20 protein-coding genes and 1 pseudogene are annotated in these 25,981 nt (G+C 67.8%); 3 read left to right on the top strand and 18 right to left on the bottom strand.

What is annotated here, in order from left to right; all coding sequences use genetic code 11:
* Positions 1 to 116: 116 nt before the first annotated feature.
* From GLP40_RS34735 to GLP40_RS07930, 11 genes are all read right to left on the bottom strand, one after another.
* Positions 117 to 1,604 carry an alkaline phosphatase family protein gene (locus tag GLP40_RS34735; protein ID WP_196054572.1) on the bottom strand — a complete coding sequence of 496 codons (1,488 nt, stop codon included), beginning with the start codon at positions 1,602 to 1,604 and terminating at the stop codon, positions 117 to 119.
* A gap of 183 nt (positions 1,605 to 1,787) precedes the next feature.
* Entirely contained in the window at positions 1,788 to 3,197 is a 1,410-nt protein-coding gene (locus tag GLP40_RS07890; RefSeq protein WP_230329328.1) for an acyltransferase family protein, read from the bottom strand.
* Complete coding sequence (locus tag GLP40_RS07895; RefSeq protein WP_154787158.1) at positions 3,194 to 4,096, bottom strand: SGNH/GDSL hydrolase family protein; 903 nt, start codon at positions 4,094 to 4,096, stop codon at positions 3,194 to 3,196. Before GLP40_RS07895 ends, GLP40_RS07890 begins: the two co-directional genes overlap by 4 nt.
* Positions 4,097 to 4,114: 18 nt before the next feature.
* Entirely contained in the window at positions 4,115 to 4,543 is a 429-nt protein-coding gene (locus GLP40_RS33180) for a hypothetical protein (protein WP_196054573.1), read from the bottom strand.
* A 129-nt stretch (positions 4,544 to 4,672) separates the two neighbouring features.
* Positions 4,673 to 5,584, bottom strand: a complete 912-nt coding sequence (locus tag GLP40_RS07905) for an SGNH/GDSL hydrolase family protein (protein ID WP_196054574.1) — start codon at positions 5,582 to 5,584, stop codon at positions 4,673 to 4,675.
* A gap of 17 nt (positions 5,585 to 5,601) precedes the next feature.
* Positions 5,602 to 6,006: a hypothetical protein gene (locus tag GLP40_RS33185; protein ID WP_196054575.1), complete on the bottom strand. Its 405-nt coding sequence runs from the start codon at positions 6,004 to 6,006 to the stop codon at positions 5,602 to 5,604.
* A gap of 479 nt (positions 6,007 to 6,485) precedes the next feature.
* A complete protein-coding gene (locus tag GLP40_RS07910; protein ID WP_154787160.1) occupies positions 6,486 to 7,265 on the bottom strand; it encodes an SDR family NAD(P)-dependent oxidoreductase in 780 nt (259 codons plus the stop codon).
* 44 nt (positions 7,266 to 7,309) lie between these two features.
* Positions 7,310 to 9,073: an N-acyl-D-amino-acid deacylase family protein gene (locus GLP40_RS07915; RefSeq protein WP_154787161.1), complete on the bottom strand. Its 1,764-nt coding sequence runs from the start codon at positions 9,071 to 9,073 to the stop codon at positions 7,310 to 7,312.
* A gap of 6 nt (positions 9,074 to 9,079) precedes the next feature.
* Positions 9,080 to 10,741: a class I adenylate-forming enzyme family protein gene (locus GLP40_RS07920; RefSeq protein ID WP_154787162.1), complete on the bottom strand. Its 1,662-nt coding sequence runs from the start codon at positions 10,739 to 10,741 to the stop codon at positions 9,080 to 9,082.
* A 130-nt stretch (positions 10,742 to 10,871) separates the two neighbouring features.
* The gene (locus GLP40_RS07925; protein ID WP_328289843.1) at positions 10,872 to 12,011 is read right to left on the bottom strand and encodes a serine hydrolase domain-containing protein; all 1,140 of its coding nucleotides are present in this window, start codon (positions 12,009 to 12,011) and stop codon (positions 10,872 to 10,874) included.
* Between the two features lie 62 nt (positions 12,012 to 12,073).
* Positions 12,074 to 13,456 (bottom strand): flavin-containing monooxygenase, encoded by a 1,383-nt coding sequence (locus GLP40_RS07930; protein ID WP_154787163.1) that lies wholly within the window; start codon positions 13,454 to 13,456, stop codon positions 12,074 to 12,076.
* 116 nt (positions 13,457 to 13,572) lie between these two features.
* Here GLP40_RS07930 and GLP40_RS07935 point away from each other — a divergent pair, with 116 nt between their 5' ends.
* On the top strand, positions 13,573 to 14,229 hold the full coding sequence (locus tag GLP40_RS07935) for a TetR/AcrR family transcriptional regulator (RefSeq protein WP_328289844.1): 657 nt from the start codon (positions 13,573 to 13,575) through the stop codon (positions 14,227 to 14,229).
* Between the two features lie 303 nt (positions 14,230 to 14,532).
* Here the strand turns inward: GLP40_RS07935 and GLP40_RS07940 are convergent, their stop codons facing one another.
* The 7 genes and pseudogenes from GLP40_RS07940 to GLP40_RS07970 all read right to left on the bottom strand — a co-directional run bounded on the left by GLP40_RS07940 (position 14,533) and on the right by GLP40_RS07970 (position 23,416).
* A complete protein-coding gene (locus GLP40_RS07940; RefSeq protein ID WP_154787164.1) occupies positions 14,533 to 14,751 on the bottom strand; it encodes a hypothetical protein in 219 nt (72 codons plus the stop codon).
* Between the two features lie 133 nt (positions 14,752 to 14,884).
* Entirely contained in the window at positions 14,885 to 15,697 is an 813-nt protein-coding gene (locus tag GLP40_RS07945) for a sirohydrochlorin chelatase (RefSeq protein ID WP_328289845.1), read from the bottom strand.
* Between the two features lie 521 nt (positions 15,698 to 16,218).
* Positions 16,219 to 17,364: pseudogene (locus GLP40_RS07950) on the bottom strand (uroporphyrinogen-III synthase); the annotation flags it as partial.
* A complete protein-coding gene (nirD, locus tag GLP40_RS07955; protein WP_154787165.1) occupies positions 17,361 to 17,774 on the bottom strand; it encodes a nitrite reductase small subunit NirD in 414 nt (137 codons plus the stop codon). The pseudogene GLP40_RS07950 and the gene nirD, both read right to left, overlap by 4 nt.
* A 65-nt stretch (positions 17,775 to 17,839) precedes the next feature.
* On the bottom strand, positions 17,840 to 20,392 hold the full coding sequence (gene nirB / locus GLP40_RS07960; RefSeq protein WP_328289886.1) for a nitrite reductase large subunit NirB: 2,553 nt from the start codon (positions 20,390 to 20,392) through the stop codon (positions 17,840 to 17,842).
* Between the two features lie 40 nt (positions 20,393 to 20,432).
* Positions 20,433 to 21,920 (bottom strand): nitrate/nitrite transporter, encoded by a 1,488-nt coding sequence (locus GLP40_RS07965; protein ID WP_154787167.1) that lies wholly within the window; start codon positions 21,918 to 21,920, stop codon positions 20,433 to 20,435.
* Between the two features lie 269 nt (positions 21,921 to 22,189).
* The gene (locus tag GLP40_RS07970; protein WP_154787339.1) at positions 22,190 to 23,416 is read right to left on the bottom strand and encodes an MFS transporter; all 1,227 of its coding nucleotides are present in this window, start codon (positions 23,414 to 23,416) and stop codon (positions 22,190 to 22,192) included.
* Positions 23,417 to 23,547: 131 nt separating this feature from the next.
* Here GLP40_RS07970 and GLP40_RS07975 point away from each other — a divergent pair, with 131 nt between their 5' ends.
* A complete protein-coding gene (locus GLP40_RS07975) occupies positions 23,548 to 24,231 on the top strand; it encodes a FadR/GntR family transcriptional regulator (protein WP_328289846.1) in 684 nt (227 codons plus the stop codon).
* Between the two features lie 173 nt (positions 24,232 to 24,404).
* On the top strand, positions 24,405 to 25,865 hold the full coding sequence (locus GLP40_RS07980) for an MFS transporter (RefSeq protein ID WP_154787168.1): 1,461 nt from the start codon (positions 24,405 to 24,407) through the stop codon (positions 25,863 to 25,865).
* The last annotated feature ends 116 nt before the right edge of the window (positions 25,866 to 25,981 follow it).

Consider the following 25,981-nt stretch of genomic DNA (forward strand, 5'->3'; position numbering starts at 1 on the left):
GCAGAGTAGTCGCGCGAACCGACAGGATCCCGCAACTCACCATCCGTCCAGGATGCCGCGCGCCCGCGCGGAACACGCCGCGCAGGCACACCGGGTGTGCCTGCGCGATCGGGTCGTCAGTGGCCGGGCCAGATGTCGTTCACCGTCGCCGCGTAACCGTCGTTGTTGGTCAGGGGTTGCAGACCGAGGGCGATGTCGATGGTGCGCAGCAAACCGTACTGGTCGGTGCGCTGGGAGCTGGTGTAGCCGGACTTCACGGAGTTCTGCGAGCCGAGCACGATGGTCGGGACCCGGTTCGAGAACAGCGGGCCGAACGACTTGGTAGCGCCTTCATCCCAGGTCAGGATCAGCAGGGAGCGCTGCTGCTTCCAGGCCGGGGAGTTGAGGATCGTCGGCAGGGTGGTGCTCAGCCAGCTGTCACCCGAGGCGACGCCGCAGCCTTCCATGTTGTGGCATTCGTTGGCGGCGAACCACACGAAGTTCGGGGTGGTGGCGGCGGAGGTCAGATCGGTCGTCATCTGGGTGAGCGGCTGCAGGTGCGCCGCGCAGTAGGACGGATCGGACTTCATGTTCTTGAAGTACAAGAACGGCAGGTCATCCGGGTAGTACTGGCCGTGGGCGGCCTGGTCGCAGTTGCCGTTGGCGTCTTCGGCGTAGCCCTTCCAGGTCTTGCCCGCCGCGTCGACTCGGTTACCGATGTGGCGCGCGTCGAGGGTCGTGGCGCCCACGCTGTTGTCGACCAACCCGTACAGTCCGCCCGCCGCCAGCGCGACATAGTTCGGATCGCTCGGATGCGTCGTGGCGTAGGACTGGCTCAGCGTCGCGCCCTGCGGCCGCAGGCCGTTGATGTAGGGGGCCAGCGGATTGCCGATGATTCCGGTGAGGCCGTCGTAATCCTGGTTCTCCATGTAGACCACGAAGACGTGGTCGTAACCCGGCACGGCGGAGGCGGGTGCGCTCAGCCCCGGAGCGGGCAGTGCGGCGCCGATGGTGAACGACAGGTCGTCGGCGTAGCCGTCATTGGTGTCGCCATCGGTCCAGCTGAAGTTCAGCTGGATCTTCACCGCGCGCGTACCCTTCGGCAGGGTGCCCTTCGTATCACGCTGCAGCAGACCGGTTTGCAGTCCGCGATCGATACTGCTCACGTCGTCGCACTCGGCCGAACCGAGCTGGGACCCGGACGCGCTCAGGAAAATCGCCGTCATATTGACCCGGTCGTCCTGCGCACCGAATCCGCCCAGCCAGCCGTTGAGATCGAAGCTCACGCCGCCCTGGTCGATGGCCGCACCCGCGGCCGAGACACTGACGGTCTGATCCATCTCGGCGTTACCGGTGCCACCGCCGGCGAAGAACTTCGAACCCCGGTTCGACGGACCTGGTGAGGACGCGCTCGGCCATCCGGACTGTCCATAGCACACCGCGTTCGGCTCACCCTTGCCGATGTTCCAGCCCGGCAGCGTCATGCCGTCCAGCCCCTTCGGCGAGCACTGCGCCACCGCCTCGGCATCGCCGTCGACGATCAGATTCGGACTCGTGACCGCGGCGTGGGCCCCGGTCGGCGTGACCGCCGAGACCCCCAATACGGCCAGCGTGGCCGCAGTCACGATCGCGAATGATTTGCTGCGGTAGTTTCCAACGCCGTTGTGGCGCATACGTGTTCCTTTGCGAGTCGACACCGAGATGCGCCACAAATAGAACAAGTTTCAGGTGTCGAATCACCCGTACACCAATGGCCGGACGGTGAACACCGCCCGCAGAATGGACATGCGCTCACCGTACGGAAACAGTTATGCGGCAGGCGATTCCCGCGACGACTGCTGGACCTTCGCTCGAGAGTCCCGCTTCGAGCGGGCGAAATTGCGCATGATCGGCAGGTCCACCCAGTGGTAGAGCACCGCGGCGATGGCCGTGGCGACAACCAGGCACAGCAGGGAGAAACCCGCCCAGCCGAGAATTCCGAACTCCTTGCCGCCGATCAGGTATCGGGTGACCAGGACCATGACCGGGAACTGGATGAGGTAGAAGGCGAAGGACACATTGCCGAGCCACACCATGCGTGGATGGGCATTGAGGCCGCGGATGCCGGCCAGATCCCGGGCCGCCATGGTGGCCACCACCGCGGTCATCGGGGCGAGCATCAGCACCGACATCTTGTAGTTGACCGGCACCACCCAGGTCGCCGCGTACGACACGGTCAGGGCCAGCAGCGGCCAGGCGAGATTCGTGTTCCGCCAACGGCCTTCGAGCACCATGCGGGCCGCCAGCACGCCGAGGAAGAACTCCGGCAGACGGGACAGCGGAAAGGTGTAGCTGAGCCAATACGACAGGGACACCGGGATGTCCGGCTGCTTGAACCACGCCGGGGAGGCGTGCAGTTCGTAGTACGGCGACGCGTTGCCCGGAACCAGGCGCGGCGCGAAGGCGTTCGCGATGCCCTTCGGGCCGTCGACCCACAGGAAGTACGAGGTGTGCAGCGCGATGATGCCCAGCATCAACAGGCCCGCCGCCAGCAGCAGCCGGCGGGTGGGGATCCGCATGATCAGCGGGAGCAACAGCGGAAAGCTCAGGTAGAACAGCATTTCCGCGGCCAGCGACCAGGACGGCACGTTCAAACCGCCGACCGTGGTCCACTTCGGCACCCAGGTGTGCACCAGCAGCAGGTTCGGCACCCACACCACGGCTCGGTGCAGCGGCACGCTCGCCACCACGATGAACGCGGCGGCCGCCAGCAGATGCGTCGGATAGATCTTCAGCACGCGCCGCCGGTAGAAGGCGCTCACCGACATCCCCGGCCGGAACGACCAGTAGATGATGAAGCCCGACAGCACGAAGAAGAAGGTGACGCCCGCGGCCCCGAGCTGCATCGGGATCCACTCGTGAATGTGGCGGAACAGCTCCGACTTCTGGAACGGGTACACCGGCAGGAATACCAAGGCGTGCAACACGAATACCGCGAATGCCGCCCACCACCGCGCCCCGGTCAGCGAGGGCAGCGCGGGCCGCTCTCGCCGTGCGCTCTCGGCGGCGGTCTCGGTGAGGCCCGCGGTCCGGCTGGGCTCAGCGGTCCGGACGGACTCAGCGGTCCGGATCGGCTCGGCGGTCCGCGTGGCCTGGGCGGACTGGATGAGCTGGGCGGGAAGCGGCTCCACCGCGAGGGCGGACGCCTCGCGCGGGGCGAGTTCGGGTGGGCGGGTCATCGTGCGTACCTCTCGTACAGTGCGTCGGCTACCACGGCGTCGCCCTGCGGAGCGGGGTGGAACGGCAGACCTGTGACGTTGACCTTCGGATCGAACACTCCGTTGACCCATTGCTCCGGCGTGCACAGGCCGTGCCCGGCGGTGAGCGCGCGGGTGTCGAGATACTCCAGGTTCAGCTGCGCGGCGGCTTCCCGCTCGGCCTGGTCGAATCGATTGAGGTACTCGACGACGGTGCGTCCGCGCGGCTGGGTGACCGGGACGCCCGCGATATCGAAGCAGATGGAGTCCTGGTCGGGTCGGAACAGTTCCGGGTAACCGACGATCACGATGTGCGCGTTGGGGGCGTAATACCGGATATAGGTGATGACCTTGCTGATGCGGGTGGCGTACTCCGCACCGGTCACATTCTGGGGGTCGGCCATTCGCCCGGCGGCCACCGCGTCGGTCCCGCAGCCACCGGCCACGTCGTAGAAGCAGTGCTCGATCGAGGCCCACGGGGACTGCGTGGCGCCGCCCCAGACATCGTTGAGACCGAACTGCACCGTCACCAGTTTGGTTCGCGGCCCGAACGCGCCCGCCTTGTCGGCGTTGCTCGCCTGGACCTTCAGGGTGTAGCCGTCGCCGGTGTCGAGCGACGCGCCCGGGCACGACTGGTTCCACAGATCATCGTTCTGCACGCCCATCAGCCCGCTCAGCTGTACGGGCCAGGCGGTGTCCCCGTGGTCGCATTTCTTTTCCTTGGACAGCGGGTTCCAGCCGTTCGCCGTGAACGAATCACCCAGGATCACAAGTTCTTTGCCCTGCGGAGCCGAATCCGCCTGCGCCCCCACCGTTCCCGTCATGGCCGCCGCGACCGCCACCACCGCGGCGCACAGCCACCGTCCGTTGTTTCCCGACACGTGCCTACTCCGGTTTCGTCAGTAGCCTGCGCGGGGCTCGAACCCGGGGGCGTCGAGGGTCGGCGGCGCGGGCTTGTCCGGCTGCTGGGTCTGCGGCGCGGGCTTGGGCGCGACCGGTTGTGCCGCAGGCGGTTCGGGCGCGGCGGGCTGGACCGCCGGGGCCTCCGGCTTGGGCGCGGGCGCCGCGGTAGTGGTCTCGGGGGCCGCGGCCGGCGCGGGGGCCGGGCTCGGCGCCGGGGCTGGGGCCGTCGAGCTACTCACGGCGGCGACGGTCGTGCTGACGGGGGTGGCGGGCGTGTCGGCTGCCTTGTCGCTTCCGCACGCCGCGAGCGCGCCGATCAGCAGCACCCCGCCAATGGCGGCCGCCGCGGTGCGCGCGGTCGGCGCGCCTGGATTACGGAACTTCATGGAACCCTCGAATGGAAAATTGAACTGCGGAATTTTCACTTTTGCGCGGAGTGTACAAGAGACCGCGAGGGCCCAGACGCGGGATTTGGCAAACCGCAAAACCCCTGGGCAATCGGCAGACTCGACGAGGAAGCTATCGGCGGTCAAATCGCGATCGATCCGATCGCATCAGTGTCCGTAGCGGTCATAGATGGCGTTGGCGACGACGGCGTCGCCCTGGCTCGACGGGTGGAAGAACAGGCCGTCGAGATCGGTGCGCGGGTCGAATACCCCGTTCAGCCAAGGCTGCGACGAGCAGAGGCCATGGCCGGTGGTGAGCGCGCGGGCGTCGAGGAACTCGATACCGAGGGTTTGGGCGGCTTCCCGTTGCGCCTGATCGATCCGGTCGAAGTACTCGACCACCGCGCGGCCGCGCGATTGGATGAACGGCACGATGCCGCCGATGCTGAGGCAGACGGTGCTGCTGCCCGGGGTGAACAACTCCGGGTAGCCGACGAACACGATGTGCGCGTTCGGCGCGTAGTACTTGATATAGGTGACGGCATTGCGCATGCGCTGCGCCATCAGGGTGCCGGACACGCCGTTGTAGTCGGGCATCCGGCCCTGGTCGATCGCTTCGGGATCACAGCCGTCGACAAGGTTGAACACGCAGACCTGCAAGGACTTCCACAGCGTCTGATCGGACTTGCCCCACTTGTCATTGAGCCCGAACTGCAGTGTCACCACCTTGGTGTTCGGCCCGAAGGCGCCCGCCTTGTCCGCTTTCTGAGCCTCCTGGGCGAGGCTCCACCCCGGCCCGCTGTCGATCGAGGCGCCGGGGCAGGACGGATCGGACATCTCGTCGGTCCCGTACACACCCATCAGCTTGCCCAGCTGCACCGGCCAGGCCGTGCGGCCGTGCCGCAGGCAGCTGTTGCCCTCGTCGAAGAAGTCCCAGGCGTTCGCGGAGAACGAATCACCCAGCACCACGAGCTCTTTGCCCGCGGGGGCCGGATCGGCGCCCGCGCCGCCCGCGCCCGACACCGAGGCCGCGAGCGCTACCGCGGCGGCGCACAGCCACCGCCCACCATTACCCAGCACCAGATCGTCCAGCTTTCTCAGTAGCCCGCGCGCGGCTCGAATCCCGGCGCGTCGAGGGTCGGTGGTGCGGGTTTCTCCTGCTGCTGCGTCTGCGGCGCGGGTTTCGGCGCGGCAGGCTGCGGCGCAACCGGCTGCGGCGCAACGGCTTCCGGTGCCACCGGCTGCGGTGCGGCCGGTTCGGTGGCCGCGGGCTGCGGTGCGGGCGCCGCGGTGGTGGGCGCGGGCGCGACGGTCGTCGGAGCGGGCGCGGCGGTGGAGCTCGAGGCACCCGCCGGAGTGGCGACCGTACTGGTGGCGCCGCCCTGCGACCCGTCCGATGACTTGTCGCTGCCGCACCCCGTGACCCCCGCGAACAGCAATGCCCCGCCGATCACAGCCGCGGCGGCACGAAGGGTGAACACCCCGGGTGTAGCAGACTTCATGGGTACCTCGAATCCGAATTTGAAGTGCTGTCAATTCACTCCAGCGGGCAGTGTACAAAACCCACTCCCCCAACCCACCCCGATTCGGCAAACTGCCCCGAAATCTCAGGGCATCCGATTCGATATCCCCTGGTCAGAGCTACCCAGCTCGGTGAAACAGGTTACAACGGGAGGCTGCCTCGAGCCGGCCGGACCGGCCATCCGAATCCGCGTATCCAAGCACACATTCCGCCCACGCGGGCCGACTATCGAGATCCTCGGCTCGACGGCCCGACCCGCACCCCCGTGACCCAGCTCTGTCGCACTGCCATCACGCGCCCACCCCAACCGGTGGGATCCCTGCGCTGACCGGCGCGCTCGCCGCGGTACAGGATTCACCACAGGCCCGATCGCCCGGCCGATGACAGGCCGCGGTTGTCAATCGACACAGACCCGCCCGGGGCAGCAACGCGTTTCGGTACCCGGGGCAGGTTCTCGGCTCAACCCGCGAGCTTCGCCAAGTTCGGGAAGTTGCTCAGTTCCCAGCCGCCGTCCACGACCATGTCGATGCCGGTGATGTAGGAGGCGTCGTCGGAGGCGAGGAAGAGGCTGGGGGCCGCGATCTGTTCCGGGGTGGCGGGCGCGCCCATCGGAATGCGTTCCAGGAACATCTGTTTCGCGGGCTCATAGCCCATGACCGCGGCGACCAACGGAGTGTCCACCAGGCCGGGCAGGATGGCGTTCACGCGGATGCGGTGCTGGGCCAGTTCCAGGGCCGCGTTCTTGGTGAACATGACCACGCCCGCCTTGCCGGTGGAGTACGGGCTGCCGCCGGGCATGGGGACGCGGGCGTCGAGGGAGGAGATATTGACGATCGCGCCCCCGCCGTTCGACTTCATCAGGCGCGCTTCGTGTTTGGTGCACAGGAAGACGCTCTTCTGGATCAGGTCGATGGTGAAGTCCCAGTCGGCCTCGGTGAGATCGGTGACCGCGCCGATGCGGGACGCGCCCGCCACATTGAAGGCCGCGTCGAGACGGCCGAAGCGCGATGCGGCGGTGGCGATCCCGGCTTCCACCTGGGATTCGTCGGTGACGTCGGTGACCACGGGGACGAAGGCGTCGCCGAGTTCGGCCGCCTTCCTCCCGATACCGGCCTGGTCGATATCGAGGCCGACGACGTGCGCGCCCTCGGTGATCAGCGCGGCGGCGATGGCCGCGCCGATGCCCGAGGCCGCACCCGTGACGACCGCGGTGCGGCCGTCGAATCTGCGGGCGTTCATAGCTGTTGCTCCTCAGGGGATCTCGGATCGGAGCGGGCGGGCGCTCAGTGGGAACCGACGCGGGAACGGCGGCCCGCGCGCAGGAATTCGCCGGTGCGCTCGCGGCCCAGGATGTCGGCCTTCTCCCCCAGCCCGAAGACGAACTCGCCGTTCACCAGGACCGCGGTGACGGTGTCGTCATTGCGGTTCACCATGCGGGAGAGGTTGTCGAACTCCGGAATCGGGTTCTCGGCATAGGATTCCAGGCTGTCGTCCAGACGCGCCGGATCGATGATCAGCACATCGGCCCGGTCGCCCTCGCGCAGATGACCGGCGTCCAGGTCGTACCAATCCGCCAGCTCACCGGACACCCGGTGCACGGCGCGCTCGACCGTCATGAACGGCCGCCCCGCCTGCTGCGCCTGGTGCACGCGCCTGAGCAGCCGCAGCCCGAAGTTGTAGAAGGCCATGTTCCGCAGATGCGCGCCGGCGTCCGAGAAGCCCAGCTGCACACTCGGATCCGCGGCCAGCACATCCAGCACCTCGGGCCGATGATTGGAGATGGTGGTGCGCCAGCGCACCTTGGGCCCGTGCTCCACCACCAGGTCCAGGAAGGCGTCCACCGGGTGCACGCCGCCGCGATCAACGCCGACCTGACCGAAGGTTTTGCCGATCACGCTCGCGTCGGGGCATTCGGTGATCTCGGCGTCGAAGAAGTCCCGATGCCAGACCCGCGGACCCCACTTCTTGTCATAGTCCTTGCGGAACCAGCGCCGGTAGTTCTCGTCCGACAGCAGCTCGCGGCGCGCCTCCAACTGATTGGACAGATGCAGAGCGGCTGCGCCGGAACCGAATTCCTCGAACACCGGCAGGTCGATGCCGTCGGAGTACACCTCGAACGGAACCGGCAGATGCTGCCAGCGGAAGTCCCCGCCCAGCCGGTTGACAATCTTGCCCAGCAGCGGGAACACCTTCACCACACCGGGAATCGCCTTGATGTCGGCCGCGGACAGCAGGCTCACCTTCAGCTTCGGCCGGAAGATGCCCAGGCTGCCGGCCGCCATGGCGATCAGGCTCTGCGGCTTGGCGACGTCGGGACCGCCCTGCAAGGCCCGCTTGCGATCGCGCAGAATGCGATTCAGCCGCCGCCGCTCCCCGGTGCCGGCATAGGTCGAGGGCAACGTCCGCGACCGGCACACCTCGCCGTCCAGCTTGTCGAACAGCAGCTGCTGTGAGGACATGCCGACGAAACCGGCGTCCAGCGCCTCGGTGAGCTTGTGCTCCATGGCCGTCAGTTCCGACTCGGTCGGCCGCACATCGGGATCGGTGGCCCGCCGCAATCCCAGCTGCGAGGCCCGGATATCCGAATGGCCGATGAAGGCAGCGACATTGGGCCCCAGCGGCAGCGACTCCAGCGCCGCCACATAGCCGTGCGCGCTGCTCCAGGTTTTCAGCGCGTCCACCGCCTCGACCACGTGCTTGCGCGGGATCGCCTCCACCCGGCCGAACAGGTCACCGGCCTGCGAGCCGTCCACGTGCACGGTCGACAGCGAGCATGAGCCGAGCAGCAGCGTGGTGACGCCGTGCCGCAGCGACTCCGACAGCGTCGGGTCCAGCAGCACCTCCACGTCATAGTGGGTATGGATGTCGATCATGCCCGGCACGACCCAGCGCCCGGTCGCGTCGATCACCCGCGCGCAGCCGGTCTCGTCCAGCGGCGCGGCCGACACGGTCGCCACCCGGCCGTCGCGGATGCCGAGATTGCGGATGGCCGAGGGCGCGCCGGTGCCGTCGAACCAGCGGCCGTTCTTGATGATGGTGTCGTACAAAGGAATTCACTTTCCGAGGGTCAGGTCGCGGCGTAGCACCTTGCCGGTGGCATTGCGCGGCAGGGGGTCCGCGGTGACCAGCCAGCGGGCGGGCACCTTGAAATAGGCCAGCTGCTGGGCGACGTGATCGCGAAGCTCGTCCTGCGACAACGACTCCGGGTCGTCGACGACCACGATGGCGGCGACCTCCTGGCCCAGATCCTCGTGCGGGACGCCGATGACGGCCGATTCGCGCACCAGCGGGTGCTCGTCGAGGACGTTCTCGATCTCCTGCGGATAGACATTCTCCCCGCCCCGCAGGATGAGATCCGAACGGCGGCCGGAGATGTAGAGCTTGCCCTGGCGCAAGGTGCCGTAATCGCCGGTGCGCAGCCAGCGGTTCTCGTCGATCGCGGCCTTGGTGGCTTCCTCGTTGTTCCAGTAGCCGAGCATGACGTAGGGGCTGCGGATGCAGATCTCACCCTCCTCGCCGTCGGGTACCGGCTTACCGTCCGGATCGCGCACCTCGACCGAGACGCCGACCACCGCACGACCCACGGTCTCATTGTCAGCGGCAAGCTCCGGCGGGGTCGCCACGGTCGCGGCGGTGCCGGACTCGGTGCAGCCATAGCTGGTGGTCAGGCCCTGCAACGCGACGGGGAACCGTTCGCGCAGCCGCTGCACCAGCGCCGGGGACGACGGCGCGGAGTTGAGCGAGAACGCCGTCAGCGACGACAGGTCGTACTGCGAGATGTCCACGCCCAGAATGCGACTCGCCAACGTCGGCACCGCCGCCCAGTTGGTGACCTTCTCCGTCTCGACCAGCTTCAGCAGCGATGCGGCGTCGAACTCGCCCGAGGTCGGGAACACTACCGCGTCACCGGTGGTCAGACGCGGGATCGACAGGTTGTGCAGGCTCGCGATGTGGAACAGCGGCATCGTTGCCAGGTAGCGGCGGCCCGCCGGGGAACCGTTCCAGGCCTGGCCGCGGAAACCGGTCGCGAGGGCATCCATGAACCGGTGGTAGTCGGCCACGGCCACCATGTTCCGTTGGGTGTGGACCACGCCCTTGGGGCGGCCGGTCGTGCCGGAGGTGTAGAGGATGACCGCCGGATCGTCCTCGGTCACTTCCGCACCGGGGTTGCCGCCGGCGAATTCGGCGATCAGCGCGGGCAGATCGGTCTCCATGGTCAGCACCGGGATGTCGGTACCGGTCTCCGCGGCCAGCGCGGCCCGTTTGGCGTCGGCGATCACCACCTTCGGGGCGGCGTGTTCGAGACCGTAGGCGATCTCGCGCGGCACCCACCAGGCGTTGTACCCGACCGGGATCGCACCCAGCCGCTGCGCGGCCCAGAACGTCAGCACCCACTCGGGGGCGTTGGCGGCCAGGATGCCGACCCGGTCGCCCTTGCCGACGCCGTACCGTTCGGCCAGCGCCGCAGCCAGCGCACCCGCTGCCGCGTAATGCTCGTCGAAGGTGTAGCGGGTGCGCGCCGACACCAGGTAATCGAGATCGCCCAGCTCACGAGAGGCTTCCAGCAGCTCCAGCAGCGAACCGTGGCGATGCTTGAACACCGGCAGCGCAGCACCCAGGACCGGCTCGATCGTCATCTCGAACGGCCCACCCGGCCCGGTCAGTTTCCCGGCCACCTGCGCGGCCAGTGCCTGCAGGTCAACAGTATTGGTCATGAATCAAGTCCTCGGGTGTCGATGCGCCAACCTTCGCAGCTTGCCCCAGCCGACCGGTGGCGCGAGAGTGAACCGCAAACTTTTGGTGCAGGCGTACCATTTTCTGGGATGATGGCACTCCCGGCGCGCCTCATGCCGGCCCCCGGACCGCGTCGAAGGTCGCCTTCAGATAACCGTCGGCCCGATCGGAGCCGATCAGGCCGGGCGCCATCCGGTTCATGGCGTAGGCGAAGGTGACGCGGTGGTCGAGGTCGTTGACCACCATCGCGCCGCCAAGCCCGGCCCACCAGCACACCCGCCCGTCCGGCACGTGCGGGGCGGTCTGCGGCTGCGGCAGGCCGTAGCCGATGCCGAAGCGCAAGGGCAGCATGATGGCCAGGTCCACGCCGTCGGACTGCTGCTCGAAGATAAGGTCGATGGTCTTGTCCGACAGGAACTTCCGGCCACTCAGCTCGCCGCCATTGCTGACCAGCGACTGCAGGCGGGCGATGGAGCGGGCATTGCCGTGGCCGCCCATACCGCCCAGTTCGGCCTGCTGCCAGGCGGGCGTGCCGCACTCGGCGAAGTCCAGTAGCGGCTGGAACAGCGTCTTGAACATGACGCTGTCCTGCGGCAGCAGCGATTGATCGAACTCCGGCAGTTCCGGCGGCTCCAGGGTGGCGATGCGGCCGAGATCCTCAGCGGCGGTGCCGATGTGGAAGTCCGCGCCCAGCGGCTGCGCCAACTCCTCGGCGAAGAACCGGCCCAGTGGACGGCCGGTGACGCGCTTGACGACAGCGCCCAGCAGGTGGCCGTAGTTCATGGCGTGATAGCCCGAGGCGGTGCCCGGCACCCACCAGGGTTGCTGCGCCGCAAGGCGATCCGCTGCCGCGTCGGTGTCGTAGATGTCCGCCAGCACGATCGGGGCCTCCCAGCCGGAGACGCCCGACGTGTGCGAAAGCAGGTGCCGCACTTCGATATCGGCCTTGCCATAGGCGGCGAACTCCGGCCAGTAGTGCGCCACCTTCTGGCGCACGTCCAGCTCGCCGCGGTCGACCAGCAGCAGGACGCTGAGCGCGACCATGGTCTTGGTGATGGAGAAGGTGTTCACCAGGGTGTCCGAGGCCCAGGGCCGCGTTTTTTCCGGATCGGCGTAGCCGCCCCAGAGATCCACCACCGGTTCGCCGTCCACGGTCACGCACAGTGATGCTCCCAGCTCCGCGCCCGACTCCACCTGCTCAGCGAAAGCCGCGCGGACAGAGTCGAATTCGTCGGCACAGAATCCAGTCACAGTGTGCCCGCAGCCATCCCCGCGGGAATCGCTTCCCGATGCCGTGTTCACTGTCGTCCCCTCTACGCCCGCACCAGCGCGCGGCTGCGAACCGGCAGGGCGTTCCCGGCCGCATCGGCCCGGCGCGCACCCTCGACCAGTTCCTTCTTCAGCTCGCGGACATAGATGTCGAAGTCGATCTGAATGGTGTGCCGCGGCGAGTTGTAGTAGCGCGCGGCACGTTCGGCCTCCGCCTTCGCCACCGCCGCTGCCATATCCGCCTGCGAGGGGAACCGGTAGTTGCCCGACAAGTACGCCGCGACCAGCTTGGACTGCTGCTCGGCGAAGTTCACCAGGGTCGGCATGGGCTGGGCCAGACCGAGATAGAAGAGATTGTCGATCTCGGGCTTCACCATCTGCCGGTACAGCGGCAGTCGGTTGTTCTCGTCGGGCCGCAGCGCCGGATCGGTGAAGAACGGGAAGCTGATGTGATACCCGGTGGCGCACACCACCACGTCCACCTCTTCGGACGAGCCGTCCGCGAAGTGCACGGTCGTGCCGTCCAGCTTCGTGATGGCGGGCTTGAAATCGATATCGCCGCAACCGACCCGGTGCAGGAACTCCTCGCTCGCCGACGGATGCGCCTCGAACGGCAGGTGATCCGGTTTGGGCAGTCCGTAATCCTCCATGCGGCCGCGGTTCTTGACCACGAAGCGCTGCTTGAGCTTGAGCGCCACTTTCTGCGGCATCCACGACGGCACCACCCGGGTATCGCCGACCTTGCCGTTGACGTACTTGGGCAGCACCCATACACCCCGGCGGGCCGACACCCACAGCTTCGAGGCGATGAACTTCTGCGACAGCTCCGTGGCGATGTCCAGGCCCGAATTGCCCATGCCTACCACCACGACTCGCTTGCCGCGCATATCGAGCGGATCGAACGGGTCGTTGTAGGCGTGCGAGTGCATCAACGTGCCGTCGAATTCGCCCGGATAGTCGGGAATGCGCGGATCCCAGTGGTGGCCATTGGCCACGATCAGCGCGTCATAGGTCTCCACACGGCCGCGATCGGTGGCAACGGTCCACAGGCCGTCGGCGGCCCGCTCGGCCGATATCACCTTGTTGCCGAAGATGATTCGGTCCCGGAGGTCGAAATGGTCGACGTAATCCTTGAAGTACTGGTGCAACTGGCTGTGGTGCGGGAAGTCCGGCCACTCCTCGGGCGCCGGGAAATCCTCGAACTGGAGCCGGAACTTCGAGGTGTCGATGTGCAGGCTCTGGTAGCAGGCCGACATCCCGTTCGGGTTCTTGTAGTACCAGTTGCCGCCCACCTCGTCGGAGGCTTCGTAGCAGTCGAAGGGGATGCCGTACTCGGCGAGCCGCTTCGCGGCGGTGATGCCCGAAGGACCGGCGCCGATGACGGCGACCCGGGGCAGCTCACGATCGTGTGCAGATTGCGCAGCCAATTCACTCTCCTGGTTCGGCGAAGGGCCACGGGGCCCGGCCGGACGTGATGTGCCACACACGCTAACACTCGCTAGACAGAGTGTCTAGTGAGTGAACTTGCGTCTATCATTCAGGCGTGACCCGATCCGACGTAGACCACATCGAGACGCCCGCCGACAGCGAACCGCCACGCCGCACCTCGCTGCGCGACGAACAGAAGCGGCTGACCCGCAGTCGGCTCATCGACGCCGCTAAGCAGCTGTTCACCACGCAGGGCTACGCGCCGGTCCGCGTCGACGACATCGCCGCGGCCGTCGGATGCAGCCGCGCGACCTTCTATCTGCACTTCACCGGAAAACCCGATGTGCTGCGGGCAATTGCCGAACAGGGCACGCTGCCCAGCGTCCAGCACTTCTACGAGGACCTCGACCACGTGCTCGACACCGGCTCGCGGAAGGAATTCGCCGCCTGGATGCGGCGGGCCATCGACTGGTTCCAGGAATACAAGGATCTGCTGCCCGCCTGGGACGAGGCGACCACGTTGGAACCCGAATTCCGCGAGGTGGCGCGCGAGGGCATGCTGTCGCTGCCCAATGTCATGACCTCGTACCTGTCCCGATGGCCCATCGACCGGCAGGACGAGGCGAAACTGCGCATCGAACTACTGGTGGCTCAGCTGGAACGGTTCTTCACGCGCTGGGCCATGCAGGGCACGATCGATGTCTCGGCCGAGGAAGCCGCGAATGTCCTCACCGACATCTGGTATCCGGCGCTGCAAACCCCGAAGGGCTGATTCGATCCCGAGGATCGGTTCGCAATCGGCGCGACGCGGGCGCGCTCCAATCCCCAGAACGCGCGCAGCGCAAGGATTCTCCCGTCGGCATTCGCGCGGTGAACGACAATCGGATCGACCTCGACGACCATTCACGGCGCATCCCGATGGACGGACCGGGATGCGGACGGGCTGACGCTACACAAGCCGCGATCGCGCCTCCGGTCATCGCATGGCTATTTAGAAGCGCCGCACAGGAAGACGACTTCGGGCCGGCACCCTTTCGGCGTCGGCCCGGAATCTGAAATTAAATTGTTTAGGAAATCAGCGGGCGGCCGCGGAGCCGGTCCAGCCGAAACCCGCGCCCTGATCGGTCGGCTGGGTGTTGTTGGTCAGCGCCTGGCACTGCTCGACCGTCTGACCGGACTGGATGCAGGCCGTCCACGGGTCGTAAATACCCGGGGCCGGGAGATCGGCGGCGGCGGTGGCGGCCGGACCGGCGATACCGCCCGCGATCAGCGCGGCGACGACAAACTTCTTCACGTGGGAATCCTCCGAAAGGTGACCGAAATTCGGTACAGATTGCCACGTGAATCCGAAAATTGCCAAGCGGTAGGGGAATTCGGCGTTTCCAGCCGAGCCGGGCCCGAATCCGCTCGGGCCCGGCTCGCCCGGTTCAGGCCACCCTGGCGGCCGTGAGCGTGTCGATGGCGGCGTCGTAGCGATCAGCGAGCAATCGCACCACGGAAGGGTGCGCACCGATCGGCTCGGCGACACCGTCCGCGCCCGCCTCATGCAGGCGCTGGTGGAACAGGCCATGAGCCAGCAGGTAGGAGGCCACGAAGACCCGAGGCGCACCGGAGGCCCGTACCGCCGCGACCACGTCGGGCGCCTTGGGCTCGCCGGTCGCGATATAGGCCAGGTGGGCGGTCGAGCCGATGCGGTCGGAGAGCAGGTTCGCCGCGCGCTGCACATCCCGGCGCGCCCGCGCGTCCGAGGACCCCGCGGCGGCGAACACCACCGCGTCGCCGGGCCGCCAGCCCGCCGCTCGCAGCCGCAGGTGCATGACCTCGGCCAGCGCCGGGTCCGGCCCCATGGCCTGGGTGACCGCGACCGCCCCATGGGCACTCGCGGCCACCTCTCGCGGCACGTCCTGATACACGTGGTAGCCCGAGGCCAGGAAGGCCGGAACCACCACGGCGGGACCCGGATCCAGATCCCGCAACACCTCGGCAGGGGTCGGCCCCAGCACGTCCACGAACGCGGTGCGCACCCGCGGCGCGCCCGCGATCGCCAACTCACGCAACGATGCCGATGCGGCCCCGAAATCGGCACCGGCACCTGTCCGATCGAACCCGCCGCGGACTTCGCGCGCGAGCGCCGACGCACCCAGCTCCCGCGTCACGGCCCCCGCCAGTTCGGCGATCATCTCCACGCCCCGCGCACTCCTGGTGCCGTGCGCGACCAGGACCAGCGTCGGCGCGCTCACCACACACCTCCGGCCGGACGAACGGGATGAATCCCAGCACCGGATCCCGGCAGGGCGCTCGCAGAGCCGAGCGGCCGGGTCGGAAACGCCTGGCGGGCAGCACCATCCGGCTGCGTCCGGCCGGTAGCGGCCGGCCGGGAGGCGGCGGCGGCCGAGCGGGCCGCGTTGGCCGCCTGAGCCGCGCCGGGCCGGGCGTTGGCCGTGGGCTGGCCGGGTGTCGCCGACTGCACGGAGTGGGCCGTTGCGGGCGCCGTGCCGGCGAGCGTTCGACCGACACCGCTCACCGGAGATCCGTTGGGACGCACGGCATTCGCAGACGGTGCGACGACCGCCGGGCGGGCGGCGCCGTTGACCGCGGACGGAGCGCCCGGGCGGCGGGGGCCGCCCGAGACCGGCGGCGTCTCGGTGAGAGGCGGGCGGGTGCCGGGGATGCGCGGGGGCACGTCCCGACGGGTGCCCAACCCGGAGGATCGCGCCGGAACCGTTTGGCGCACAGCCGTACTCGAAGCATCCGGGTGCGGATTGTCGGTGCACTCGGCGGGGTCGAGGGCCAGGCGGTAGCCGCGCTTGACGACGGTCTGGATGGCCTTCGGCGTGCCCAGCCCCGCGCGCAGGCGGGCAATGGCGGTTTCCACGGCGTGGGTGTCGTCACCGCCGCCGGGCAGGGCGGCGAGCAGGTCCTCGCGGGAGACCACGCGACCGGGCTGCCGGGCCAGCGAGCGCATGAGCGCCATGGGCGCGGGGGCCAGCTGACGAACCTGACCGTCCACCACGACACAGCCGCCGCGGACGCTGAGAATGTGGCCGGCGGCCTGAATCCGGTTGGCGCGTCGAGGAAGTTCCTCGGCGACGTGGCGGGCCAGCGCGCCCAGGCGGGCGCGGCCGGGCATGGACGTCGAGACACCCAGCTCCTCCAGCGGCGCGGCGGTGATGGGACCGACGCAGGCCGGGAGCACCCGGGTGCGGAAGGCGTGCAGAACCGCCTCCAGCAGACCGGTTTCCTTGGCGCGCATGAGAAGTGACGCCACGGCCGGGGCGCTGGTGAAGGTCACGCAGTCCAGTCCGGCGGTGACGATCCCCTCGATCAGGCGATCCATGGGGGTGCGGTCGTCCGGCGGGATCCACCGGTAGACCGGGACCGGAACCACATCCGCTCCGGCGCAACGCAATACCTCGCAGAAATCCGGCACCGGCTCCCACTCGGTGGTGGCGCCGTGCAACTGCACCGCGATCCGGACCCCCTCGACCCCCTGGGCCAGCAGGTGGTCCAGCACCTCGGCGCTGGATTCCGAAGCGGGAGACCACTCTTCGCGAAGCTCGGCGGCCCGAATGGCGCCCTTGGCCTTGGGACCGCGGGCCAGCATACGGGTCGAGGACAGGGTGGCGCGCAACTCCTCGGCCAGGCCCCAGCCCTCCGCGGCCTCCATCCAGCCGCGGAAGCCGATGCCGGTGGTGGCCACGGTGGTCTGCGGTGGAGCCGCGACCAGCTGCCGCGTCACCCGCTCCAGCTCGGTGTCGTCGGCCAGCGGAATGATCCGGATGGCCGGGGCGGAAACGATATTCGCGCCCCTGCGGGCCAGCAGCGTGCCGAGTTCCTCGGCGCGCCGGGCCGCCGTGATGCCGACCGTGAAGCCGGCCAGCGGGGTACCGCCGTCAACCTCGGTCATGCCGTACCGCCGACGAATCGCACGGGGTCGTTGGACACCGAGACCACACCGTCCGACACGCGGACCGCGTAGATCGGCAGGGAGATGGTGTCGTCGTCCAGGCAGCGCCCGTCTATCAGCGAGAACGCCTGCTTGAGCAGCGGCGACGCCACGACGGGCACGCCGCCGCGATCGCCGACGATGCCGCGCGACATGACCGCCGCGCGGCCGAATGGATCGATATTGCCGACGGCGAACAGCGTCCCGTCGTCGGTGAGGAACAGCGCCGCCTGGCGGCCGTTCTTCAAAAGAACCGCCACGCCGCGGCCGGGAATCAGATAGTCCTGTCGGCAGGCCTGGGTCCAACCGGCTGTAGCTTCGTCAAAAGATGCGGTGGTGACTGCGGTGCCGGCTGTGTCGATCACGGTCATCGGTAACTCTCCTCCGAACGCCTTACCTATTGGTACCGGCGTCCTGTTTCCTCGCGGTTAAGCAGTCATTTCCCGTGCGTGGCGGTCTCCGCGGCGCCGACCGCACCGACCGGAATGTCCGGAATTCCGAGCAGGACGGGCACTTTGCGCTCGCCGGTCTCGTCGAAGCCGATGGTCGGGTCGGACTCCTCCGGTGCGTTCACGAAGGACACGAAGCGCGACAGCTTGCCCTCGTCCTCGAGCACCGCGGCCCATTCGTCCTTGTAGCCCTCGACGTGCTTGGCCATGGCCGCCTCCAGATCCGCCGCGATGCCCAGGCTGTCCTCGCACACGACCTGCTGGAGATAGTCGATGCCGCCCTCCAGGGCCTCCTGCCACGGCGCGGTGCGCTGCAGCCGGTCCGCGGTGCGGATGTAGAACATCAGGTAGCGGTCGATGTACCTGATCAGGGTCTCGTCGTCGAGTTCGCCGGCGAGCAGCACCGCGTGTTTCGGGGTCAGGCCGCCGTTGCCGCCGACGTACAGGTTCCAGCCGTTCTCGGTGGCGATGACGCCGACGTCCTTGCCGCGCGCCTCCGCGCACTCACGGGCGCAGCCGGAGACCGCCAGCTTCAGCTTGTGCGGGGAACGCAAACCGCGATAACGCTTTTCGAGCAGCACGGCCATGCCGACCGAGTCCTGCTGGCCGTAGCGGCACCAGGTGGAGCCCACGCAGGACTTCACGGTGCGCAGCGACTTCCCGTAGGCGTGGCCGGACTCCATGCCCGCGTCCACCAGTCGCTTCCAGATCAGCGGCAGCTGCTCCACCCGCGCACCGAACAGGTCGATGCGCTGACCGCCGGTGACCTTCACGTACAGGTCGAACTCCTTGGCCACCTCACCGATGGTGATGAGCTGCTCGGCGGTCACCTCGCCGCCGGGCATGCGCGGCACCACCGAGTAGGTGCCGTTCTTCTGCAGGTTGGCCAGGAAGTGGTCGTTGGTGTCCTGCAGCGAGGCCTGCTCGCCGTCGAGGATGTGATCACTCGAGGTGGACGCCAGGATGGAGGCGACGGTCGGCTTGCAGATGTCGCAGCCGGTGCCCTTGCCGTACTTGGCGATCAGGGCCGAGAAGGTGCGGATGCCGGTCGACTGGACGATGTGGAACAGCTCGGCCCGCGACTGCGAGAAGTGCTCGCACAGCGACTTGGAGACCTCCACGCCCGACTGCTCCAGCAGCTTCTTGAGCATGGGAACGCAGCCGCCGCAGGAGGTTCCGGCATTGGTGCAGCTCTTGATGGCCGGAACGTCGCAGGCGCCGGCGGCGATGGCGCCGCAGATCGATCCTTTGGACACGTTGTTGCAGGAGCAGATCTGCGCGTCGTCGGGCAGCGCGTCCGCGCCCAGTTCGGCGCCGGCCGGGGAGATGAGCGCCGCCGGATCGGCGGGCAGCGGGCGGCCGACCAGCGGGCGCAGCGCCGAGTACTGGGTGGCGTCACCGACCAGGACACCGCCGAGCAGGGTCTGGGCGTCATCGGAGACGACCAGCTTGGCGTAGGTGCCCTTGGCCGCATCGTGCAGCACCACCGAGAGCGCGCCCTCGGTCCGAGCGTGCGCGTCACCGAAGGAGGCCACGTCCACACCCAGCAGCTTCAGCTTCGTGGACAGATCCGCGCCCGGGAACTCGCCCGCACCGCCGAGCAGGCGGTCCGCGACCACCTCGGCGGTGCTGTAACCGGGGGCGACCAGGCCGTAGCAGACGCCCTCCACCGCGGCGACCTCACCGATCGCGTAGATGTTCTGATCCGAGGTGCGCAGGCCCAGATCGGTGAGGACGCCGCCGCGCTCACCGACGTCCAGCCCGGCGGTGCGGGCGATCTCGTCACGGGGCCGGACGCCCGCCGCGAAAACCACGACCCCGGCGCGCAATTCGCTCTCATCGGAGAACTTCACCAACAGCCGGTCGGAAGCCGGTGCGCCCTCGACGGTTTCGATCGACGAGGTGCCGACGCCGGTGTGCACCGCCAGCCCCAGCTCGGTGACCAGCTTCTCGAGGATGGCGCCGCCGCCCTCGTCGATCTGGGCGGGCATCAGCCACTTGTTGAACTCGACCACGTGCGGGGTCATGCCCAGCAGTCGCAGCGCGTTGGCCGCCTCCAGGCCGAGCAGACCGCCGCCGACCACGATGCCCACCGCGCCCGGACCGGCCGCCTCGGCCGCGGCCCGGATGCCGTCCAGGTCCTCGACGGTGCGGTAGACGAAGCAGCCCGCCGCGTCGTGGCCCGGCACCGGCGGCACGAAGGCGTAGGAGCCGGTCGCGAGAACCAGTGCGTCGTAACCGATCACCTCGCCGGTGGAGGTGGTGACCTTGCGAGCGACGCGGTCGATGCCGTCGGCCCGCACACCGAGCCGGACGTCGACCAGGTCGTCGCCCTCGTACTCGTTGCCGGGCAGCGCCAGCGCGGACGCCTCCCAGATGCCGACGTAGGAGGACAGGCCGACACGGTCGTAGGCGGCCAGCTTCTCCTCGCTGAGGACGATGACCTGCCAGGTTCCGGCCTCGTCACGGGAGCGCAGCGCCTCCACGAAGCGGTGTCCGACCATGCCGTGGCCGACCACTACGACGGTCTTGCGTTCGATGCTGTGGGTCATGACGGTCCCTTTCTCAGCTATGGGAAGATCAGGCTCGCGCCGACGAGGTGGACTGGGAATCGGTTGCGGTGGAGTCGGATTCGGCCTCGAGGACCAGCGCCTCGGCCTCGATCACCACATCGGAGTCGGCGGATTCGGCGGTCAGCGAGCGCAGGCTCGGGCGGCGCATGAAGACCGCCCAGCAGACCAGGCCACACACCACGTAGAAGGCCATGAACACCCAGAACGCGGTGGTCGCGGACTTGGTCGCGGCGTAGGACGAGCGCAGCACCAGATTGATGCCGACGCCGCCCAGCGCACCGATGGCGCCGACGAATCCGATGAGCGCACCCGAGGTGTTCTGCGCCCACGCCGCCCGGGTGGCCGAATCACCTTCCAGGCCGCGAGATTTCGCCTCGAACACCGACGGAATGATCTTGGTGACCGCACCGTTGGCGATACCGGAGATGACGAACAGCGCGACGAATCCGATGATCATCAGCACCAGCACCGCACCGGTCGGACGGCCCGTCCGGTCACCCAGCGCGCTGGACACCGCGACCAGCACGGTGGCGGCGGTCATCGCGGCGAACATGTACGCGGTCACCTTGCTGCCGCCGATGCGGTCGGCCCACTTGCCGCCGTAAGGACGGGCCAGCGAGCCCAGCAGCGGGCCGATGAAGGCGATCTGCGCGGCGTGCAGCGCGGCGGCCGCGACGGTCGCGCCACCGGCCTTGAAGTTGATCTGCAGCACCTGACCGAATGCGAAGCTGAAACCGATGAACGAACCGAACGTGCCGATGTACAGGAAGGCGACGGCCCACGACTGCGGCACCTTCAGCGCCGTGATCATGTAGGACAGGTCGGCCTTCTGGTTCTTGACGTTGTCCATGTAGAGCGCCGCGCCCAGCGCGGCCACGATGACCAGCGCGAGGTACACCAGGCACACCACCGAGGCATTGCCGTAGGTATTGCCCAGGGTCGCGATGACCGCGAGACCGACCAGCTGGATCACCGGCACGCCGATATTGCCGCCGCCGGCGTTCATACCCAGCGCCCAGCCCTTGAGCCGCTGCGGGTAAAAGACGTTGATGTTGGACATCGACGACGAGAAGTTGCCGCCGCCCAGGCCCGCGAAGGCCGCCACCACCAGGAATGTGGTGAACGAAGTGCCCGGCTGGTTGATGAAGTACAGCGTCAACAGCACCGGCACCAGCAGCGCCAGCGCGCTGAAGATGGTCCAGTTGCGACCGCCGAACCTCGCGGTGGCGACGGTGTAGGGAATCCGCATGAAGCCGCCCACCAGGGTCGGCACCGCGCCCAGGAAGAACTTGCCCGCGGTGTCGATGTGGAAGACGTTCTGGGGCATGAACAGCACCATGACCGACCAGATCGACCACACCGAGAACCCGACGTGCTCGGCGAACACCGACCAGATCAGATTGCGGCGCGCGATGTCCTTACCACCGGCTTCCCAAGCCTCGACATCTTCGGCATCCCAGTGCTCGATGTCGTGTTTGCGAGTCAGCGTCGTCAACAAGGGCCCTCCTGAAATCTGGATGGGACCCAAGGTAAGAAACGGGTATTGCGGCGATGCTGCGTGAAATGACCGTCAAATCAACGGTTGCTCACGATTACCCGGCACACGGCGTGAGAAGTGACGTCATGTTTCGCCCATGTGACACAACGGTTTCCGCTCGTCACGAAAAGCCCCACAACACGAATCCGAGCCGTGAGGTGAGAGCCTTGCCACACAGCATGACCCCAACCTCACGGCTCGGCAACTCGAGCGGTGAAATCTCCGCGCTATACCCAGGTGTCTTCCAGCATCTGCGGCTTGCACGCCACCCAGGCGCCCGCCATCAGGATCAGGACGGCCACCATCAGGAAGCCGAAGGAGGCCGGCCAATCGCCGGTCATCGTGTGCAGAGCGCCGAACAGCAGCGGGCCCGCGCATGCCACGGAATAGCCGACACCCTGGGTGAAGCCCGACAGCGCGGCCGAACCGGGTCCGGTGCGGGTGCGCAGGTTGATCAGCGTCAACGCCATCGGGAAGGTCGACGGGCCCAGGCCCACCGCCAGGACCCACGCCAGCGGGGCGCTCATGGGCGCGAGCAGCAGACCGGCGAATCCGACGACGAAGAACACCGCGCAACCGACGACCACGGGGAACGGATTGGCCATGCGGCCCACCACGATCGGCGCGCTCAGCGCCGCCACCAGGCCGATGAGGGCGAAGACGCCGACCATGCTGCCGCCGAAGGATGCGCTGGCCCCGGCGTCGCTGAAGATCGTCGGCATCCAGGTGAACAGCGAATAGGTGATGAGCGAGGTCATGCCGAACATCAGTGCCATGCCCCAGGCCAGCGGCGAGCGCCACACCGCGCCGGTGGACGCCACCGCGTCCGAGGGCAATGCGGTGGTGTCCACGCGAGCGTGGTCCCGCCGGACCCGCAGCACCGCGATCCACGGCAGCGCGGCGGCGAAGGCCGGCCCGGCCCACATGCCCAGCGACAGCCGCCAGCCGTGCGCGTCGGCGATCGGCACCGCGATCAGCGCCGGGAAGACCGTGCCCAACTGGACCATCACGATGTAGACCGCGCTGAGCACGGCCAACCGATCCGAGAAGTAGCGCTTGACCAGTGGCGGGATCACCACGTTGCCGATTCCCATGCCGCCCAGGGCCAGAGCCGAGAAGACCAGCAGCTCGGAGGTCTCGGGCACCAGCGCGCGGATCACCGAGCCGAGACCGGTCATGAGCATGGCCACCAGGGCGGTCAGCTCCAGGCCCAGGCGACGTGACAGCCCCGGGGTGAACAGCCCGCCGAGAGCGAACATGGCGGTCGGCAGCATGCCGAAGACGCCGACCACCGCGGTGGAGTAGCCGATGTCTCGCCCGATGCGGGCGGCGAGCGGAGTGAACGCGGTGACGGCGACGCGAAGGGTGAGGGCGGACATGACGATGGCGGCGAACACGAGCAGGCGGCCCTCGAACAGGGCGCGCTTCGACAGCTGGGGGCGGAGCCCTGTCATCGTCTCGCCGGGGGCATCGGCAAGGCCCCGCGCCGGGGTCGTCGTCTCATTCATCGCCACAGTCACCGACAAATCATAGGATGACCCGATGATATGATGCAACGGATGTGAGGCAGGGTACGCTGTCAGCCGTGCAACCAGTCCGTCGCACGAGCCTCATCGCCCAGGTGACCGAGCAGCTTCGTGCCGAAATCCGTTCCGGCCGTTGGGCCGTCGGCTCGCGTATCCCCACCGAACCCGAGCTCACCGAACTCACCGGCACCGGCCGAAATACCGTCCGCGAGGCCGTCCAAGCGCTCGTGCACGCCGGCATGCTCGAACGCAGACAGGGCTCGGGCACCTATGTCATCTCCACCTCCACCCTCGGCGGCACCCTCACCGAGTACTTCGCCGACGCCCAGCAACGCGACGTCCTGGAACTGCGGCAGGCCCTCGACACCACCGCCGCCCGGCTGGCCGCCACACGCCGCGACGACACCGACATCGCGACCCTGCGGCGTTTGCTCGAGGACCGAACCCGCAACTGGGACACCGACTTCGACGCCGCCATCGAGGCCGACGTGCAACTGCACCGCGCCATCGTGGTCGCCAGCCACAATGCGGTATACCTGGAGTTCTACGACTCGCTGCTGCCCGTCATCGCGGCCGGTATCCGCTTCCGGTCCGAGCGCGAGGGCGAGACGTACCACGATGAGCACGCCGAGCTGGTGCAGGCGGTGATCGACGGCGATCCCGACCGGGCGGCCCGCGCCGCCAACTGCTTCCTCGACTCGCTCATGGCCGAATACCGGACACTTGATACGAATTTCGAGTAACCGAAAGGTCACCACGCGAAACGCCGCTAGGTGAGGCCGAATTACCTTCTCCGTCACGGAAAAACACTCGGACGTAAAACGCGCTTCCTACGGTTGGACGCGACCGCAGCGGTTCACCGACAATCGGGAACCCATGATGAGGGCGGTCGCGACAGCCGAGAGGACAGCCGCTCATGGCAACCGTAGTAGACGCGCCGCATACGACCTTCAGCTATCGGAAACGCGGACGGTGGATCGACCACTGGGAACCGGACAATAAGGAATTCTGGGAAGACGGCGGCAAACAGACCGCCCGGAAGAACCTGATCTTCTCGGTATTCGCGGAGAACCTCGGATTCAGCGTCTGGGTGCTGTGGGCCAGCGTGGTCACCGCCATGGGCTCGGCCGGATTCGCCTTCCTGGGCAAGAACAATCCCGACGCGGTCAACAACGCGCTGCTGCTCACCTCCACCCCGACCCTGGTCGGGGCGGCGCTGCGAGTGCCCTACACCTTCGCCATCCCACGCTTCGGCGGCCGTGCCTTCACCGCATTCAGCGCCGCCATGCTGCTGGTCCCCACCCTGGGGCTGGCCTATTTCATCAATCAGCCCTCGACCCCCATGTGGGTGTTCATGGTGCTGGCCGCCATCGCCGGTGTCGGCGGCGGCAACTTCTCCTCCTCGATGGCCAACATCAACTTCTTCTTCCCCGAGGGCAAGAAGGGCGCGGCCCTGGGCATCAATGCCGCGGGCGGCAATCTCGGTGTGGCACAGACACAGTTGTTCGTACCGCTGATCATCACGCTGGGCACCCACATCATGGCGAAGGACGCGGGCGGCTACCGGTTCGGCATCACGCTCGCCGTGCTGGTGTGGATTCCGTTCATCCTGGTCGCCCTGGCCGGCGCGCTCCGCTACATGGACTCGTTGTCCGGTGCGAAATCCGATGGCACGTCCTACAAGCTGGCCCTGAAGAACCGGCACACCTGGGTGATGGCCATTCTCTACGTCGGCACCTTCGGCTCCTTCATCGGTTTCTCCTTCGCCTTCCCGACGCTGCTCAAAGCGAACTTCCCGGACCTGGCCAAGATCGGCTGGATGAGCACGCTGGGCAACCTGGCCTTCCTCGGCGCGCTGGTGGGTTCCATGAGCCGTCCGTTCGGCGGCTGGATCTCCGACAAACTCGGCGGCGCGAAGATCACGCTGTACGTCTTCGGCGCGATGGCGATCGCCACCGCGCTCATCGTGGCCTCGCTGTCCGCCAAGAACTTTCCGCTGTATTTGATCTCGTTCCTGCTGCTGTTCGTGCTCAGCGGCGTCGGCAACGGCTCGACCTACCGGATGATCCCGATGATCTTCACCGCCGAGGCGCGCCGGCACGCCTCGGAGACCGGCCAGGACATCGGCACGGCACTGATCTCGGCGAAGCGCCAGGCGGGTGCGGCCATCGGCGTCATCGGCGCGATCGGCGCGGCGGGCGGCTGGGTGCTACAGCAGGCCCTGCGACTGTCGAACACCCACTACCACAGCATGAACCCGGCCTTCTGGGGCTACGTCGTGGCCTATCTCGGCATGGGCGCGATCTGCTGGTGGTTCTACCTGCGCTCGTCCTTCGCCGTCGGACGCGTGCCCTCCCTGGCCCACGCCAACGTCTGAGCAGGCCCGACTCTCGGGACTCTCAGGGCTGAACCCTGAAACACGTGGGCCCAGGCAATGAGCTTCGGAAGCGCGTCCTTCCGAAGATCCCCATCCTCAGGGGAGCGAAAAGGCCG

This window comes from Nocardia aurantiaca, from assembly GCF_009708175.1.
Classification (GTDB): domain Bacteria; phylum Actinomycetota; class Actinomycetes; order Mycobacteriales; family Mycobacteriaceae; genus Nocardia; species Nocardia aurantiaca.